The organism is Phenylobacterium sp. (assembly GCF_031412415.1).
Classification (GTDB): domain Bacteria; phylum Pseudomonadota; class Alphaproteobacteria; order Caulobacterales; family Caulobacteraceae; genus Phenylobacterium.
This window is the reverse complement of the sequence record NZ_JANOCX010000197.1, coordinates 1-17906: the sequence shown is the minus strand read 5'-3', so window position 1 is coordinate 17906 and position 17906 is coordinate 1. Positions and strand designations below refer to the sequence as shown.

The window sequence follows — 17906 nt, the reverse complement described above, 5'->3', positions numbered from 1 at the left end:
CTCCTGGACCTTGACGATCTTCTGGGCGTGCGCGTTCGACAGGCTCCCGCCAAACACCGTGAAGTCCTTGGAGAACACGAACACCAGCCGGCCGTTGATATTGCCCCAGCCGGTCACCACCCCGTCGCCGGCCACCTTCTGCTCAGCCATCCCGAAGTCCGTCGCCCGGTGCTCGACGAACATGTCGAACTCCTCGAACGACCCCTCGTCCAACAACAGGTCCAGGCGCTCGCGCGCCGTCAGCTTGCCCTTGGCGTGCTGAGACGCGATCCGACGCTCGCCACCGCCAAGCCGAGCCTCCGAACGGCGGCGCTCAAGCTCCTCAAGGACTTGCTTGGCGCCGGCCGGCGCGATGTCGCCCACGGGTTTGTTCACGGCCATGCCCCCCGGTTGCCGCATCCGGAAGATGGAGCGTCCCGCCGCGATAGGCGCCTCGTTGGCTTACGTCACGTGAATAGAGGCGCTATTGTAAAATCCAAGCTTCACAAAAACACTGATTGCGAATTTGCAAATGCAACAGAAACTCTTCGTCGGACCGAAGGTTCGCCGTCTGCGCGAGGCCCGCGGGTGGAAGCTGGAGCCTTGCGCCACAAGGCTCGGCGTGTCGATCAGCTACCTTTCCCAGATCGAGGCCAACCAGAGGCCGGTCACCGCCCGCGTGTTGATCGCCATGATGCGGGTGTTCGATGTGGACGCCGCCTCACTCGACGCCGACGACGACCAGCGGCTGGTCGCCGACCTGCGCGAGGCCACCGCCGAGTGGACCGACGATGCGCCCGCCCCCACCCTCGCGGAGCTGAAGCATGTCGTGACCAACGCCCCGAACTTCGCGCGCCACTATCTGGACCTGCACCGCGCGCACCGCAGGGCCGGCGAGCGCCTGAACGCCACCGACGAGGCCATCGCCCTGGACGAGACCGTCGCCGCCAGCGCCCTGCTGCCCTATGAGGAGGTCCGCGACTTCTTCCACTACAAGAACAACTACATCCACGCCCTGGACCTGGCCGCCGAGGCGTTGCACGGCCGTTGCGGCTTCGGCCCTGACCTGCCGCTCGAGACCGCGCTGGAAACCTATCTGCGCGACCGCCTGAACGTCCGCGTCCGCCGCGCCGCGGCCGGCGATCTCATGCGCCGCTTCGACGCCGCCACGCGCGAACTGACCCTCAACGCCGCCCAGCCGGCGGAGACCCGGTCCTTCCAGATGGCCTGCCACATCGTCGCCGAGGAGCTGGGCGAACTGATCGAGGCAGAACTGGCGGTCTCGGAACTGCGCAGTCCTTCGGCGGTGGAAATCTGCCGCATCAGCCTCACCAACTACGCCGCCGGCGCCCTGCTATTGCCCTACGAGACCTTTCGCCGGGCGGCCCAGGACCTGCGCCATGACATCGATCTGCTGTCCCTGCGCTTCCAGACCAGTTTTGAGCAGACCTGCCACCGGCTGAGCACCCTGCAGCGGCCCGGCGCGCGGGGCGTTCCGTTCTACTTCGTCCGCGTCGACCCAGCGGGGAACATCACCAAACGCCACAGCGCCACGCGATTCCAGTTCGCCCGCTTCAGCGGCGCCTGCCCTCTATGGAACGTTCATGAGGCTTTCGGTCGCGACGGACGCATCCTCACCCAGGTGGCCGAGATGCCCGACGGCGCCCGCTACCTGTGCCTGGCCTGGGGCATCCTCAAGCGATCGGGCGCCCACGGCACCCCCGACCGTCGCTACGCTCTCGGTTTGGGCTGCGAGGTCCAATACGCCGACGCGCTGGTCTATTCCGACGGCGTTGATCTCAAGGGCCCGCCCGAGCGTATCGGCGTCAGTTGCCGGATCTGCGAACGCGACGACTGCCTGCAGCGCGCCTTCCCGCCGGTCGACCGCGAGTTCAGCGTGTCGCGCTCCGAGCGGTCCATCGTGCCCTTCTCACTCACCACGCCGCGGCGGCGCTAGGCGTCCAGCGCGCACCAACCGATTGACTTCGCACCGCTCCCGACTAATACGTCGTATTAATTGGGAGCGGCGCAATGATCGCCACGGGAAACGAACGGGTCGAGGAGCTCGCCGAGAGCACGGTCGACCAGCTGCTGTCCGTGGCGGAGCGTCTATTCGCCGAGCGTGGCGTCGAACATGTCGCCCTGACCCACATCGTGGCGGAGTCGGGCCAGAAGAACCGCTCCGCGCTGCACTACCATTTCGGGTCTCGCGCCGGGGTTCTGGCCGCGGTGATGAACCGCCGTCTCATCCCGATCAACGCGCGCCGCGAGGCGCTGCTGGACGGGCTGGCGGCGGATGCCGGACCGCGTGATGTCGTCCGCGCGATCAGCGCGCCGCTGGGACTGGCCGTGGTGGAAGCGCCCTGGGGCGCCGACTATCTCAGCATCCTGGCCCAGGTGACCTTCCATCCAAGACTGCTGGGTGAAACCGGCGTCGACGACGCCCTGCTTTCGGGCGTCCGCCGCGGCAAACGCCGGCTCGCCCAGGCCGCGCCCGGCGTCGCCCCGGCCCTGCTGGACCAGCGCCTGACCTGGCTTACCAACAGCGTGGTCTTCGCCCTGGCCCGATGGGCCCGCGACACCCCGCCCGTCGGCCGGACATCGGCCGCCGTGACCACCCTCCTCGACCAGCTCGCCGCCTACGGGACGGCCGGCTTGCTCGCGCCCGACCCCGCCACGGAGACCTGACATCATGACCCGCAAGCCCCCCTCCGGCGAAGACTTCCAAGGCGTCATCGGGCGCACCATCCCCGAATCCCAGCCCTGGTGGCCGCCATCGAAGATCAAGGCGGGCGCGCCCAATGTCGTGCTGGTCGTGCTCGACGACACCGGCTTTTCGCACTTCGGCTGCTACGGCTCGACCATGGCGACGCCCAATATCGACGCCCTGGCGGCGGGCGGCCTGCGCTACACGGGCTTCCATACCACCGCGCTGTGCTCGCCGACCCGGGCCTGCCTACTGACCGGCCGCAATCACCACGCGGTGGGCATGCGGGCGGTCTCCAACTTCGACACCGGCTATCCCAACATGCGCGGCGCGATTCCGCGCTCGGCCGCGACCCTGGCGGAAATCCTGCGCGACAACGGCTATGGAACCTACGCCACGGGCAAGTGGCACCTGGCGCCGATGTCGGAGTGCTCGGCCGCCGGCCCCTACGCCAACTGGCCGCTGCAGAAGGGCTTCGACCGCTACTACGGATTCCTGCAAGGAGAGACCGATCAGTTCTTCCCCGAACTGACCCACGACAACCACTTCGTCGACGCCCCCGGCGGCCCCGAGGACGGCTATCACGTTTCCGAGGACATCGTGGACCGGTCGGCCGGCATGATCCGCGACCAGATCTCCCTGGTGCCGGAAAAGCCGTTCTTTCTTTACCTGGCCTTCGGGGCCATGCACTCGCCCCACCAGGCGCCGCAAAGCTACCTGGACAAGCAACGCGGCAAGTTCGACGCCGGCTGGGACGTGGCGCGCGAGGAATGGTTCGCCCGCCAGAAGCACCTCGGCGTCATCCCGCCCGACACCAAGCTCGCGCCGCACAATCCCGGCGTCCGTCCGTGGACGGATCTTACAGTCAACGAGCAGCGCTTCGCCGCCCGTCTGCAAGAGGCGTTCGCCGCCATGCTGGAGCACACCGACGACCAGATCGGCCGTCTGGTGGCTTTCCTGAAGTCCATCGATCAGTTCGACAACACGCTGTTCGTCGTCCTGTCCGACAACGGCGCCAGCCAGGAGGGCGGCGCCGCCGGCGTGCTGGACGAGATGAAGTGGTTCAACGGCATCCGCGAAAGCGTCGATGAGGCGGTCCTGCGCCTGGACGACATCGGCGGTCCCGACAGCCACTGCAACATCCCTTGGGGCTGGGCCCAGGCGGGCAACACGCCGCTGAAATGGTACAAGCAGAACACCCACGGCGGCGGCGTGCGCGATCCGCTGATCATCCACTGGCCCGCCAGCGTGACGGCCGGGGGCGAGACCCGCGATCAGTTCTGCCATGCCATCGACATCGCCCCGACCATCCTGTCGGCTCTGGGGATCGAGACGCCGTCCGTGGTGGCGGGTGTTCCCCAGATGCCCGTCCACGGCATCAGCCTGACGCCCACCTTCGCCGACCCCGGCGCGAAGCTGGATCGCGGCCCGCAGTACTTCGAGATGCTGGGCCACCGCGGCATCTGGAAGGACGGCTGGAAGGCCGTGACCCACCACGACCAGGGCAAACCCTTCGAGGACGACAGGTGGGAGCTCTATCACCTGGCCGAAGACTTCTCCGAGCACGAGGACCTGGCGGCCGCCCATCCGGACAAGCTGAAGGAGCTGGTCGATCTGTGGTGGTCGGAGGCCGACCTGCACGGCGTCCTGCCCCTGGACGACCGCAGCGCCATGGCCCTGTTCCGCGCCTCCATGCGGCCGGGCCTGCCCTCCTCGCGCCATCGCTTCGTCTACTATCCGCCGGTCTCGCATCTGGTCAGCGAGGCCTGCCCACCGGTCGCCCGCGGCTGGACCACCCGCCTCTCCATCGAGCATCCGGCGGGCCAGGGCGACGGCGCCCTGATCGCGCGCGGCACGCTGAACAGCGGCTTCGTCTTGTTCGTGAAGGACGGCAGGCTGGCGTTCGACTACAACGACTTCCACCACCACAGCCGGGTCACGGTCGAGGCGCCGCTGAGCCCCGGCGCCCATGAGATCGAGCTGACCGTCGCTCGCAACGCCGAGGGCGGCGGCGACGTCGTCTTGAGCCTGGACGGGGCGGTCGCGGCGACCGGAACCATCCGCCGGCTGCTGTTCATGATCTCCACGATCGGTATGGATCTGGGCCGCAGCCTGTCGCCCGTGGTCGACGACTACGCCGCGCCCTTCACCTATCCGGGCAGGATCGCCAAGGTGGTCTTCGACATCCCGCAGGACCGTCCCAAGGGTGAGGTGAAGGCCCAGGTGCGCGCGGAGATGACCCGCCAGTGAGCGGTGTCGCCTAGCGGTCGCCGAAGGGCGGGTCTTCGGTGGGTTCGGGCGGCGCGTCTGTCGGTTGCGCGATCAGGGCCTCAATCGGGTCGGGCGCGGGCGGATCAGGCGCGAGCGGAGCCGGCGCGAGCGGAGCCGCCGCCGCTGGACCCTGCGGGATCGGCTGCTTCGGAACCCGCTTCAGAGCCACGCTCATGAAGTCCCGCCAAAGTTCGGCCGGCGGTCCCCCGCCGGTCACCCGGCCCATGGGCGCCCCGTCGTCACGGCCCATCCAGACCACCGTGGCGAAGCCGCCGGTGTAGCCCGCGAACCAGGCGTCCTTGTAGTCGGAGGTCGTGCCCGTCTTGCCCGCCAGGTCGTAGCCCGGGATCGCGGCGCGGCCGCCGGTCCCAGAGGTGATCACCGTGCGCAGCATCAGGTTCAGGTCGCTCAGCGCCGGATTACCCACCACCGGCTGCGGCGTCACGGCGCGCCGCTGGTAGATCACCGCGCCGCCGTTCGTGCGGATGCGCTCAATGCCATAGGCGGTGACCCGATGGCCGCCGTTCGAGAAGGTCGCATAGGCCTGGGCCATCTCCAGCGGCGAGACCAGGGTGGTGCCCAGCGCCATGGCGGGATCGGTGTTGATCGCCGACACGATCCCCACTCGACGCGCCGTCGCCGCCACGTTCGGCCGGCCGACCTCGTCGGCCAGCCGCGCGGCCACGGTGTTGACCGACTGGGCCAGGGCCACCTGCAGGGTGATCGGGCCCAGATAGCCCTCGCTGTAGTTGCGCGGCGACCAGGCGCCGATGGTTAGCGGCTCATCAACCACCGGCATGTCGGGGACTCGACCCGCCTCCAGGGCCGCCAGATAGACGAACGGCTTCCACGCCGATCCCGCCTGGCGCTTGGCGGTGACCGCGCGATTGAAGGGCCCCTTGGCGTAGTCTGCCCCGCCGATCATCGCCCGGACCCGACCTTGTCCGTCCACGGCCACTAGGGCGGCCTGGCCGATCTGCTGGCCTGCGTGCCGCGTCAGCACCGCGCGCGTGGCCTGGGCCGCGACGGTCTCCAGCCCCAGGTCCAGGGTGGTCTCGACCACCACGTCCTGCTTCGGCTGGCCCACCAGCTGGCGGCGCTGGCCGTCCAGCCAGTCGATGAAGTACTGCGCCGAGGCGGTCGAGGCCGAGGGCGCCACCTTCAAGGGCTTGGCCGCCGCCTTGGCGCGCTCGGCCGGGCTGATCGCGCCGGTCTCCACCATGGCGTTCAGCACCAGGGCCGCGCGTTGCGCCGCGCGCGCCGGCTGCTCGGCGGGATTGTAGGCCGTGGGCGACTTCAGGACTCCCGCCAGGGTCGCGGCTTCCTGGATCGTCAGACGCGCGGCGGGCTTGTTGAAGTAGCGCTGGGAGGCGGCCTCCAGCCCATAGGCCCCGGCGCCGAAATAGACCCGGCTCAGATACAGCGCCAGGATCTGGCGCTTGGAATAGGTGCGCTCCAGCTGGATGGCGTAGAGCAGCTCCCTTGCCTTGCGCTCGACGGTGCGGTCCGAGGTCAGGAACAGGTTGCGCGCCAGTTGCTGGGTGATGGTCGACGCGCCCTGCGTCGCCCGCCCCTCGCTGACCCCGGCCACGATCGCCCGGCCTATGCCGACGGGATCGAAGCCGGTGTGCTCGTAGAACCGCCGATCCTCGATGGCGATGAAGGCCGCGGGCACATGGGCCGGCAGCTTGGCTAGGTCCACGGGCGGTCCATACCGCCCGCCCCGAACCCCCAGCACGGCGCCCGAGCGGTCCACATAGGTCACCTGCGGATCACGCCGGATCTCAGGCAGGCGCGGCAGTTCGGGCGCGGTCAGTTGCAAGGACGCGGCGACGGCCAGGGCGATCAACGGGCAAGCTCCAGCGCGGCGGGCGGCGCGGCGGTCGCCCCTGGCTCTCCTTCTGTCGCCTCAGGGCGGAGCGGCAAACATAATTCGCGGTAATCTGGCGTCGAGGATCGCGTGCTGTCCGCCGTCAAGGCGCCACCCCCGACACCTTTGGGTAACGGCTCTGTGGTTACCTTTGAGCATTGGGAGAGCCTTCGTGCGGAACTTCGTTCTCGACAACGCCAGCGAACAGGAACGACGCCTGATCTCCCGTGCCGGGGGGGATCGGCGGGCCAGTCCGCGTGAAGAGGTCAAGCTGCCCGCCCTGCTCGTCCGGAACGACGACGAGACCTTCGCCTGCACCATCGTCGACCGTTCCCGCGACGGCTTCCGGCTGATGGTCGCCGACGAGGTCGCGGTCCCCGATCAGTTCCTGCTGGTCGACATCCTGGGCGGGATCGGACACGAGGCGCAGATCGCATGGCGCGACGGCGGATTCATCGGCGCGCGCTCCCTGACCCGCCATGACCTCCACGAACCCCAGGCCGGACTGGGCGCGATCCTGAAGCGGGCCTGGACGCGCGCCCTGACCTAGGCGGCATCCGGACACGGTCATGTCGCGAGCGGCCTTGCGCTGGAACCTGGTCGGCGGTTCCATGCCGCCACGACATTCGGGGAAGGAAGTCCGCCATGAACCAGCTCGTCCGCGAGTTCCGCGCCGGCGTCTTGTCGCTGACGCCACTGACGCCCACCATCGGCGCCGAGGTCTCCGGCATCGACCTCTCCGAGCCGCAGGACGCCGGGACGCTTAGCCATCTGCGCGGGGCCCTGCTGGACTGGAAGGTGCTGTTCTTTCGCGATCAGGACATCACCACCGAACAGCACCTGGCCTTCGCGCGGGCCTTCGGCGACCTTGAGGTGCACCCCTTCGCCCCGTCGAAGCCCGGCTATCCCGAGGTGCTGGCCATCACCCACAACGAGAACAGCAAGGGCCGCGAGAACATCTGGCACTCAGACGTGACTTGGCGCGAGCGGCCGTCCCTGGGCTCGATCCTGCGCGCCGTCGAGGTGCCGCCCGTGGGCGGCGATACGCTGTTCTCGGACATGTACGCCGCCTATGACGGCCTGTCGGACGAGGTAAAGGCGCGGGTGGAAGGTCGCGTGGCGGTCCACGACTTCGCCCACTTCCGCCGCGGCCTGGTCAAGGCCGGCAAGACACCGCAGGAGATCGAGTCCTTCAACCGGGCCTATCCCATGGTCGAGCACCCGGTGATCCGCACCCATCCGGAGACCGGCAAGCGGGCGATCTATGTCAACGCCGCCTTCACCCAGCACATCGTTGGCTTGGACAAGGACGAGTCAGACGCGCTGCTGGCGCATCTCTACGCCCAGGCCGCGATCCCGGAATATCAGTGCCGGTTCCGCTGGAGCGCGAACGCCATGGCCTTCTGGGACAACCGCTCCAGCCAGCACTACGCGGCGTCGGACTACTTCCCGGCGGTGCGGCGGATGGAGCGGGTGACGATCATGGGCGACCGGCCGGTCTGAGCAGGCTCAGGCCTCGCCCGGCCTTCGCGCCCGGCTGATGATCATCGAGAAGGTGAGACCCACCAGGATCAGGTGGCAGAACAGTTGGTTCAGCACGGGGAACCAGCCCGCCGGCGCCTTGGTCGTCGCCAGCGAGAGCGGCACCACCAGGTAGTTCATGAAGACATAGAAGCCGAGACCGAAGGCCGGTCCGGCCAGCCATGGCCAGCGGTTCATGACCGGCAGCCGACGGCTCGCGAAATAGTAGAAGGCCGCCGCGCCCAGCATGATCAGCGTATGGGCCACCATGCCCAAAGCGGCCGTCGCCATACCGCCGGTGAAGGCCACCTTGCCCAGCAGACCTGACGACACCGACTGCAGGATGCGTTCGGCCGGCACGCCCTTTAGGCCCCAGATGATGATCGGGTTCAGGATGTCGAGCACGGCGGCGATGAGGCCGGCGGCGAGGATGGCCTCGCGGGGACGCAGCGCTCGATTGGCGGGGTTCGCGGTGAGAACGGTCAAGGTTCTGGCTCCCTGAGATGGGGTGATCGTGTCAGAAGAGCGAGGCGGCGCACTCGCATGCGCCGCCTCACATCTCTCCTCGCGAAGCGCCCTAGAAGCGGAGCTTCAACTGGCCGAAAGCGCGGCGGCCGATCACGTCATAGGTGGACGGGTCAGTGCCGGACTGCATGTTCGGGGCGTACAGGCGCGGTTGCTGGTCGGCCACGTTGTTGAGGCCCAGCTTGATCTCCACGTTGTCGGTGATGCCCCAGGTGACGTCCATGTCGATGTAGTAGGTCGCCGGGACGTTGGACGGGACGCCGGCGGTGCCGAGGAAGGTTTCCCCCTCGTACTGCCGGAACTGGCGGTTCTCCATCGCGTCGATGTAGCGGATGCGGGTTCCGATGCTCACCCCGTCGGTGGTGTAGCCGGCCGGGCCGATCTCATTCAGCGTCCAGCGAAGGTTGAGCGTCCCCTTCCAGTCTGGGAAGCTCGTGCCCAGGCCGGCGCCGAAGTAGGAGATGGTGCCGGTGAAATCGACAGGCGGAAGGCCGGTGCGGTCAGCCTGCTTGTACTCCAGCACGTGGGTCAGCAGCAGGTTGGCCTGGACCGAACCCATCCATTCCGGAGCGCCCATCCATTCGAAGTCGAAGCCGTAGTCGAGCTGGAAGTCGAGGCCGGAGGTCTGGATGATCCCTCCGTTCTCCAGCGGCCAGGCCCTATTCGGATCGGTCGTGTTGGCGACGTTCCGGATGGTCGAGTTCGTCAGGTTACCGCCGGTGCGGGCGATGCCGGCGCAGTAGAGGTTGGAGTTGGAGTAGGTGGGGTTGGTGCCGAAATAGTTGAAGCAGGCCGCGATCGCCGTGTTGGTGTCGAACAGGATGATCGGGTCGCTGATCTTGATGTTGTAGTAGTCGATCGAACCGCGCAGGCGGCTCGTCCACTGGCCTTCCCTCGGCGAGGATAGCGCGATGCCGGCGGTGTAGGTGTCGGCTTTTTCCGGCTCGAGGTTGATGTTGCCTGACAGGTTGATGGTCGCCTGCGAGCCGGGGGCGGTGGTGGCGCCGGTGGCTGGAACGCCCTGGGCGGCGCAGAGGCCGCGCAGGGTGCCGGGCCCCGTGCCCGAGTTCTTCCAGCCGTTGGTGAAGGCTGAACACGGGTCGTAGATTTGCGGCGCGGCGTTGGTTCCCACGAACAGTTCGGCGAAGCTCGGCTCACGCACCGCGCGCTGATAGGAGGCGCGGATACGGGCCCAGTCATTAGCCTTCCAGTTCATCTCGGCCTTGTAGGTCTGGGACCCCCGAGAGTCGGTCTTGGCGCCCGTCAGCTGGTCTTCGAACTGGGCCTTGGAGTAGCGGAAGCCCAAGCCGATCTCGAGACTGTCGATGTAGGGCACGTCCTTGATCAGCGGGATCAGGGTCTCGGCGAAGATGTCGTTGAAGGAGCTGCCGCCAGCCTCCGGGTTGCCGACGTTGAAGCCGGAGAACGGACCGGGGTTGGACAGGAACCGCAGGCTGTACTCCAGGCCGCGGTGCTCAACGCCGAGCACGAGCGGAACCATGCCCGCGGGAACCTCAAACAGGTCGCCGCTGATGAAGAATTGCGCGACGGTCTGCTCGTACTGTTCGCGCCGGGTGACCGGCGAATCCAGAAGGGTGCGGCAGGTGCTCGAAAGGGCGCGGTCGCCGAAGAAGTTGTCGGTGGCGCAGGCCCCGTTTGTCCCCGAGGGGTTCTGGGTGGGATGGGCGAGGATGTCGGTGAGCAACTGGGTGTTAATGTTGCCGAACTGGGTGCGGTCAATCTCGGTGCGGCCCTGGCTGATGTAGCCCTCGCCCTTCCAGTTCTCGCCGATCGGGAACTTCACCCCGGCCATGTACTGAACGACGGTGTTCTGGAACTGCGAGATCCGCGCGCCGAAGCCGAGCGGCCGGAAAGCGAACAGGAAGGGCTCGTTCGCCCCCGAACCCACCAGCAACGGATCGTCGCCGGTCCGTGCGTTCAGCAGTGTGCGCAGGTCGTTGGGGATGAATGGGTTGGTGACGGGAACCACGAGGTTGCTGCCGACGGTCTGACCGGGCGTGACCAAGGCCGAAGCGACTTGCAGGTTGCTCGCGGTGCCGATCGCCGACGTGTTCACCGTCGGCACCGGGGTGGGCGCCAACGCCTGGTTGGCGGTGTACTCGGTCCAGCCGGCCTGGGCGAAGACCTCGACGCCGCTATCGAACTCATAGTTCAGCTTCGTCATGAACGAGTAACGGTCCAGCGGGAGCGTCAGCAGGTTCGGGGCGTCGAAGTTGTAGCTGTAGAAGTCCGGATAGAACCGGGTGTTGACGTTGACGTCGACCGGGTACTTGAAGTTCTGGACGTTCAGGGTCGGATTGTTGCCCACGCCGCCGTAGAACAGCGTGCCGTCCGTGTTGAAGCCCAGCGAGCCCGAGCCGTTGCTAACGGCCGACGGCGCCACGCCATAGGTGGCGAACAGCGCCTGGACCGCGGACAGCGGGATGGCGTTGCCCGAGTTGTAACGGATCGAACCGGCCGGCGGCGTACCCGTGGTGGAGGTCGCCAAGGCGGCGAAGGGCCGTTGCCCCTTGGTCACACCTTCGCGAACCGAACGGTCGAAGCCGAAGATCGCATTGCCCTTGCCGTCGGCGAAGTTGCCGCCGAGCACGGCCGAGAACTGATACTCCTTGGCGTCCTGGTAGTCGGTCGAGTTCGAGTAGCTGGTGCGGAAGTCCAGGCCCTCGAAGTTTTCCTTGATCTTCAGGTTCACAACGCCGGAGACAGCGTCGGCGCCGTAGGTGGCCCCCGCGCCGCCGGAGATGACCTCGATGCTGCCGATCATCGCCTGAGGAATGGTGTTGATGTCGACGGTCAGGGTGTTGGCCGAGAACATCGGACGACGGCCGTCCACCAAGACCAGGTTCCGCAGGATGCCCAGGCCGCGCAAGTCGACGTTGGACTGACCCGCGTTGCCGGGGTTGTTCGAGGTGCTCGTACCCGCCGGGTTCACCTGCGGCAGGGTGTTCAGGTAGGTGTCGAGGGTGATGTCGGCGTTGGCGGTGGTCTGCTCGCCGGTCACCGTCGTGATCGGGCTGGCGGCCACGAAGTCCTGTCGGACGATGCGCGAGCCGGTGACGACGACTTCTTGGACTTCCTCGGCTTCTTGCGCGACGGCGGCTCCGCCCGCGAAGAGGGCGCCGCACATCATCGTCGATGCGAGCAGGCGCCCGCGGCTGTTTCGATAGGTCATTACATCCCCCAGGACATGACAGTGTTGATCGCCGTTGTGGCGGTCTCTCCAACCTGTCGGTTTTGGATCTTTTGAGTACGCTTTACTGATTTAAGTGACTATCTGACGCGAATCTCCACGCACTCCGTCAATAGACGGAGCGTAATAGTTGCTATTGGTGTGGTAATTGCATCAGTTGTTACGCTTCTTACATTGTGTATAGTTTCTCGTGCAACAAGACTGATATTGGACTTAGGGTTCGGTCTCTAGGCGGCGTCCCGCCATTGCTCGCCATTCGCGCCTTCGACCGCGCGGGCGGCTTCGTAGGAGATCTGACCGAAATAGGCCCGCAGCCGCTCTAGCGGCTCGGGACGGACGGAGTAGATGTTGAGCGAGCCCGTGCGCCGGCAGGTGACCAGGCCCGCATCGAGAAGGACTCTCAGATGGCGCGAGATCGCGGCGCGAACGACAGGGAACCGGCTGGCCAGCTTGCCGACGCAGAGCGGGCGGGCGCTAAGGTGCACGATGATCTTATGCCGGATAGGATCGGAGATCGCGGTAAGCAGCGATTGTTCGATATCGTCCGGCGAACGGGGAATACGGCGGTTCATGCGAACCCCCTCCAAACCGCGAACCGCGGAGTGCGATCGATGACTGACATCAACGCCTCGAAACTAAGCCGCGGACCCATCGCCGCGCCTGTCGAGGCTCTGCCCGGCAGACCGGGAAGGCTTGGGCGCAGTTCGGATTTTTACCCGATGGGAGCCCGATGATGGCCGACGACGGCAGCCAACTGACAGGCGAGACCAAGAGCTTCGCCTCCCACCGCCGCCTGGACCTGGCCAACGAGCACGACTTCCAGCTCGGGGCCTTCCGCGTTCGCCCGGCCTACCGTGAAGTGCGTCGCGGCGACGTCATCGACATCCTGGAACCGCGGGTCATGCAGGTGCTGGCCGCCCTCGCCCGCCGGATGGGCGCGGTGGTCTCGCGTGATGAGTTGCTGCGCGACTGCTGGGGCGACGTCTCGGTCACCGACGACTCCCTGCACCGCTGCATCGGCCGCCTGCGCAAGCTGTCCGACAGCGACGACCACAAGTCCTTTGTCATCGAGACGGTGCCCCGGGTCGGCTATCGCCTGGTCTCGGCCGACCTCGTCGACAGGATCGACCCCGAGGTGGCCACCCCCGAATCGATCCCCGCGCCGACCGCCGAGGCCCGGCGTCGCTCGCCCCTGCCGCTGATGGCGCTGAGCGGCGTGGTGCTGGCGCTGTTCGCGGTGGCGGCCGGTTGGTGGCTCGTGGGCCGCGACGAGGCTTGGCGGGTGGCGAGCTTCGAGAACGCGGCGGACACCCTCGACTCCGAAGGCCAGCCCGCCCTGTCGGCCTCTGGGGGTCAGCTCGCCTATGTCGGCGGGCCCGAGGGCGGCAGCCAGGACATCTTCGTCCGCAACATCCGTGACGGATCCACCGCGGTTCTGGTCGGCGGCTCGGCCAACGACTCCGCGCCGGCCTGGTCGCCCACCGGCGACCGCTTGGCCTTCGTGCGCCTGCGTCCCGACACGCCCTGCGAGATTCTCATCAAGACCCTGCCGAACGGGCCCGAGCGCAGTCTGGCGAACTGCCGGGTCTCTGAGACCTCTCAGGTCGTCTGGTCGCCGGACGGGACGCGGCTCTACTTCGTCGACCGTCCGGAGCGCGACCGCGCGGCGCGGATTGTGTCGGTCGCGGCCGAGGGCGGGCCGGTCACGCCCGTCACCTCGCCGCCTTCCTGGATGCGCGGCGATCGGGAGCAGACCATCTCGTCGGATGGCGAGAACCTGGCCTTTGTGCGCTGGTCGGCGGTCGGCGTCTCGGACATCTATGTCCAGAAGGTCTCCGGCGGCGAGCCGCGCCGGGTGACCCGCGACGGGGCGGAGGTGAAGGGTCTGGCCTGGTCCAAAAGCGGCCGTTCGCTGTTCTTCTCGTCCAATCGCGGCGGCGACTTCGCCGTCTGGAGCGTGGCCTCCGGCGGCGGCGAACCCGTCCGCCTGGGCTCGGGCCTGCGCGAGGTGCGCCGCATTTCGTCGAGCGCCGACGGAGCGTTGGCCTTGGAGCTGATGGACCTGCGCGCCAACCTCACCGAGGTCGGCGCCGGCAAGAGCAAGCTGATCACCAACGAGGCTGGAATCCAGTGGGCCGGCGATATCTCGCGCGCGGGCGTGCTGGCCTACGTGGCCGACACGCGCTCGGGCCGGTCGGTCTGGACCCGTTCGCCCGGCCAGCCCTCCCAGAAGCTGACCTTCTTCCCGGCCACCCACATGGACGACGTACGCTGGTCGCCCGACGGCCGCAGGCTGGCCTTCATCGCCGCGGTCGATGGTCGGTACGGGGTCTACGAGGTTCCCGCCGGGGGCGGTCCGCCCAAGGTGCTGCTCAGCGGGAACTACGAGATGGCCTCGCTAAGTTGGGAGGCCGACGGCCGCACCATCGTCCTGGCGACAAAGCTCGGCGGCGTGCGCCGCCTGTGGCGTCTCGACACCGCCAAACCGGGCCAGATCGCCCCGATCACCGGGCCGGGCTGGGTGGCTGTGCGCGCCACGTCCCAGGGCCTCCTGGGCATGAGACACGCCACTCCTGGCATCTGGCGTCTGAACGGCGACGGCTCGAAGGCCGTGCGGATCGCCGACAGCCCCCGCATCCCGACCAACGGCTGGATGGTGATGGGCGACCGGCACTACTGGATCGACTGGCCGCCCGAGCGCACGCCGTTGATCATGAGTTCGGCCGTCAGCGGCGGGCCCGTCAGCGTGGTCATGGAGGCGCCCGGCGCGACCACCTATTCGGGCCTGGCCATCGATCCGGCCAGCGGCGTGATGATCTATACCCGTAAGATCCGCATGGACGTCGACATCGGGCTGCTGCGGCTGGAGCGCGTGGGGTGAGTCTTCGCCTGCGACGCCTGACCGCGGTCGACCTGCCCGCCGTCGCCGCGATCCAGAACGCGGCCTACCTGCCGATCTACCGCGAACCCGCGGAGATCCTGGGCAGCCGTCTGGAGATCGCGCCAACCTGCTGCTGGGGCGCCTACGGTCCGGACGGGCTCGCGGCCTACATCCTCAGTCATCCCTGGCCCGCCGCCACGCCGCCGGCCATCGGGACGGCGCTGAACGCTCCACCCGTCGTCGACAACTGGTTCATCCACGACCTGGCCATCGGCGAGGCCGCGCGGGGCCTGGGCCTGGGTCGCGCCCTGGTCCGCAGGTCGGCCGACGCCGCGATCGCCCTGGGCCTGGATCGTGGCGACCTCATCGCGGTCCAGGGCGCCGGTCCTTTCTGGTCCAGGATGGGCTACGCCGCTCCGCCCGCCTTGCCCGACGCTCTGGCCGCCAAGGTCGCGTCCTACGGCCCGGACGCCCGCTACATGACGGCGCGCCTGGCGCAGCTCCTCGCCTAGTCCGCGAACACCTCCCGCGCGGCCTGGACGAAGCCGCTCGTGCGGTAGCGGGCGGTCGGGTCGGCATAGGCCAGGCCCAGGGTCCGACGAGGCGTGAACCCTTCCAGCTTCACCCGCGCGACCCCCGGATCGCGATGACCGTCAGGCATGACCGTGATCCCCAGTCCCGCGCGCACCAGACCCAGCACACGGTCGTCATTGACCCCGCGATAGCTGAAGAAGGGTCGCACGTTGCGTTCGATGAAATAGCGGCTGGTTTCGGCCAGCACCTCGCAGTGGCGGCGCACCATCATCACTTCGTCGGCCAGCTCCTCGCCCCGAAGCGACTCGGCCTGGGCCAGTCGATGACCGGACGGCAGGGCCAGGCTGTAGCCCTCCTCGCACAACCGCTCGGCGCCGAACCGGTCGGACGCCGGCCGCAGGATGGTGAGCGCCGTATCGACCCGGCCGCGATCCAGCAGGCTCAGCACCTCACGCTCCGACCCTTCCAGAAGCTCGATCTGCTCGTCGCCCGATCGTCGCGACAGGGTTTGCTCCAAAAGGGTCGTCGGGATCGTCGACAGCACCGCCACCCGCAACGACTCCGGCCGCGCCGCGCCCGAGACCGCCGCCTGGGCCAGGTTGAACTCATGCTCGATGCGGCGGGCGTGGACCAGGAACCGGCTGCCGGCCTGCGTCAGGTGGACCCGGCGGTTGGTGCGGTCGAACAGGCGAGCCTGGAGCTGGCCTTCCAGCTTGGCGATCCCGGCCGACAGGGTCGGCTGGGCGACGTTCTCGCGCACCGCGGCCCGGCTGAAATTCCCGGTCTCGACGATGGCCAGGAAGTAGCGGAGCAGGTAGCGATCCATGATAGATAAAACCTATCACGTCGATCATGATCGTTCAATTTTGTGGATTGTTCTTCACCCGCTAGTTTTGCGAGGTTGTCGGCAGACCAAGAGAGGACGCCCCGCAGAATGTCCGGTCCCAGCTTCCAGTTCGGCCTCGGCGAAACCGCCGACGCCATACGCGAGACCACCGCCCGCTTCGCCGCCGACAAGATCGCGCCCATGGCTGCGGAGATCGACGCCAGCAACACCTTCCCGCGTGAGCTGTGGCCCCAGATGGGCGAGCTCGGCCTGCACGGGATCACGGTGGAGGAAGAGTTCGGCGGCCTGGGCCTGGGCTATCTGGAACACGTGATCGCCATGGAGGAGATCAGCCGCGCCTCGGCCTCGGTGGGCCTCTCCTACGGCGCCCACTCCAACCTTTGCGTGAACCAGATCCGCCGCTGGGGCAGCCCCGAGCAGAAGCATCGCTACCTGCCGAAGCTGATCAGCGGCGAGCATGTGGGCTCGCTAGCGATGAGCGAGGTGGGCTCCGGCTCCGACGTGATCTCGATGAAGCTGCGAGCCGCCCAGCGCGGCGACCGCTATGTGCTGAACGGGACCAAGTTCTGGATCACCAACGCCCCGCACGCCGACACCCTGGTGGTCTACGCCAAGACCTCGCCGGACGAGGGCAGCCGCGGCGTCACCGCCTTCCTGGTCGAGAAGGGCATGAAGGGGTTCAGCGTCTCACCCAAGCTGGACAAGATGGGCATGCGCGGGTCCGACACCGCCGAGCTGGTGTTCGAGGACTGCGAGGTCCCCGAGGAGAATGTCATGGGCCCGCTCAACGGCGGCGCGGGCGTGCTGATGAGCGGCCTCGACTATGAGCGCGCGGTCCTGGCGGCCGGTCCGCTGGGGATCATGCAGGCCTGTCTCGACGTGGTCCTGCCCTATGTGCGCGAACGCAAGCAGTTCGGAAAGCCGATCGGCAGCTTCCAGCTCATGCAGGGCAAGATCGCCGACATGTACGTGGCCCTCAACTCCGCCCGCACCTATGTCTACGCGGTCGCCAAGGCCTGCGACGCCGGGCTGACCACGCGATTCGACGCGGCGGGCGCGATCCTGCTGGCCTCGGAGAACGCGGTGAAGGTCAGCCTGGAGGCCGTCCAGGCCCTGGGCGGCGCCGGCTACACCAAGGACTTCCCCGTCGAACGCCTGGTCCGCGACGCCAAGCTCTACGATATCGGCGCGGGCACCAACGAGATCCGTCGCTTCCTCATCGGCCGGGAACTGCTGGGCGCATGACCAAACTCGCCACCGCCATCGACCGCGCCGGCGCGGTCTTCCAGGCCAACGACGCCCACAACCGCGCCCTGGTCGGCGAACTGTCCGCGTACGCCGCAAAGGCCGCGCTCGGCGGGCCGGAGGCGTCTCGCCAGCGCCACGCCGCGCGCGGCAAGCTGCTCCCCCGCGAGCGGGTGGAACGTCTGCTGGATCCCGGCTCACCGGTCCTCGAGGTCGCGCCCCTGGCGGCGCACGGCCTCTATCACAACGAGGCTCCCGGCGCGGGCGTCATCACCGGCATCGGGCGGGTCTCGGGCCGCGAGGTGATGATCGTCG

The 17906-nt window shown here is 67.8% G+C and carries 15 protein-coding genes; 9 read left to right on the top strand and 6 right to left on the bottom strand.

The annotated features are described in order from the left end of the window. A partial coding sequence (locus RMO04_RS09500; RefSeq protein ID WP_309644539.1) for a carboxyl transferase domain-containing protein occupies positions 1-354 on the bottom strand: 354 nt, incomplete at its 3' end. Between the two features lie 157 nt (positions 355-511). On the opposite strand from RMO04_RS09500, the gene RMO04_RS09495 reads away from it, so the two are divergent. The 3 genes from RMO04_RS09495 (at position 512) to RMO04_RS09485 (ending at position 4936) form a co-directional block, all read left to right on the top strand. Continuing rightward, positions 512-1936, top strand: a complete 1425-nt coding sequence (locus tag RMO04_RS09495) for a short-chain fatty acyl-CoA regulator family protein (protein ID WP_309644538.1) — start codon at positions 512-514, stop codon at positions 1934-1936. 74 nt (positions 1937-2010) lie between these two features. Further along, the gene (locus RMO04_RS09490) at positions 2011-2667 is read left to right on the top strand and encodes a TetR/AcrR family transcriptional regulator (RefSeq protein ID WP_309644537.1); all 657 of its coding nucleotides are present in this window, start codon (positions 2011-2013) and stop codon (positions 2665-2667) included. 4 nt (positions 2668-2671) lie between these two features. Further along, complete coding sequence (locus RMO04_RS09485; RefSeq protein ID WP_309644536.1) at positions 2672-4936, top strand: arylsulfatase; 2265 nt, start codon at positions 2672-2674, stop codon at positions 4934-4936. 10 nt (positions 4937-4946) lie between these two features. Here RMO04_RS09485 and RMO04_RS09480 read toward each other — a convergent pair whose 3' ends face one another. Beyond that, positions 4947-6806 (bottom strand): PBP1A family penicillin-binding protein, encoded by a 1860-nt coding sequence (locus tag RMO04_RS09480; protein ID WP_309644535.1) that lies wholly within the window; start codon positions 6804-6806, stop codon positions 4947-4949. 193 nt (positions 6807-6999) lie between these two features. Here RMO04_RS09480 and RMO04_RS09475 point away from each other — a divergent pair, with 193 nt between their 5' ends. Next, positions 7000-7377: a PilZ domain-containing protein gene (locus RMO04_RS09475; RefSeq protein ID WP_309644534.1), complete on the top strand. Its 378-nt coding sequence runs from the start codon at positions 7000-7002 to the stop codon at positions 7375-7377. Positions 7378-7472: 95 nt separating this feature from the next. Next, positions 7473-8330, top strand: coding sequence for a TauD/TfdA family dioxygenase (locus tag RMO04_RS09470; RefSeq protein WP_309644533.1), 858 nt, complete (start codon positions 7473-7475; stop codon positions 8328-8330). A gap of 6 nt (positions 8331-8336) precedes the next feature. Here RMO04_RS09470 and RMO04_RS09465 read toward each other — a convergent pair whose 3' ends face one another. The 3 genes from RMO04_RS09465 to RMO04_RS09455 form a co-directional block, all read right to left on the bottom strand. Then, entirely contained in the window at positions 8337-8834 is a 498-nt protein-coding gene (locus tag RMO04_RS09465; protein ID WP_309644532.1) for a hypothetical protein, read from the bottom strand. A 91-nt stretch (positions 8835-8925) separates the two neighbouring features. After that, positions 8926-12066, bottom strand: a complete 3141-nt coding sequence (locus RMO04_RS09460; RefSeq protein WP_309644531.1) for a TonB-dependent receptor domain-containing protein — start codon at positions 12064-12066, stop codon at positions 8926-8928. A 245-nt stretch (positions 12067-12311) separates the two neighbouring features. After that, positions 12312-12656 (bottom strand): metalloregulator ArsR/SmtB family transcription factor, encoded by a 345-nt coding sequence (locus RMO04_RS09455; RefSeq protein ID WP_309644530.1) that lies wholly within the window; start codon positions 12654-12656, stop codon positions 12312-12314. Positions 12657-12817: 161 nt separating this feature from the next. On the opposite strand from RMO04_RS09455, the gene RMO04_RS09450 reads away from it, so the two are divergent. Together RMO04_RS09450 and RMO04_RS09445 are read left to right on the top strand one after the other, a co-directional pair. Further along, positions 12818-14965, top strand: coding sequence for a winged helix-turn-helix domain-containing protein (locus RMO04_RS09450; protein WP_309644529.1), 2148 nt, complete (start codon positions 12818-12820; stop codon positions 14963-14965). Next, positions 14962-15477: a GNAT family N-acetyltransferase gene (locus RMO04_RS09445; RefSeq protein WP_309644528.1), complete on the top strand. Its 516-nt coding sequence runs from the start codon at positions 14962-14964 to the stop codon at positions 15475-15477. The genes RMO04_RS09450 and RMO04_RS09445 overlap by 4 nt, the downstream gene beginning before the upstream one ends. Here RMO04_RS09445 and RMO04_RS09440 read toward each other — a convergent pair. Further along, positions 15474-16325: a LysR family transcriptional regulator gene (locus tag RMO04_RS09440; protein WP_309644527.1), complete on the bottom strand. Its 852-nt coding sequence runs from the start codon at positions 16323-16325 to the stop codon at positions 15474-15476. The genes RMO04_RS09445 and RMO04_RS09440 overlap by 4 nt on opposite strands. Positions 16326-16433: 108 nt before the next feature. Here RMO04_RS09440 and RMO04_RS09435 point away from each other — a divergent pair, with 108 nt between their 5' ends. Then, positions 16434-17591, top strand: a complete 1158-nt coding sequence (locus RMO04_RS09435) for an isovaleryl-CoA dehydrogenase (RefSeq protein WP_309644526.1) — start codon at positions 16434-16436, stop codon at positions 17589-17591. Further along, a partial coding sequence (locus RMO04_RS09430) for a carboxyl transferase domain-containing protein (RefSeq protein ID WP_309644525.1) occupies positions 17588-17906 on the top strand: 319 nt, incomplete at its 3' end. The genes RMO04_RS09435 and RMO04_RS09430, both read left to right, overlap by 4 nt.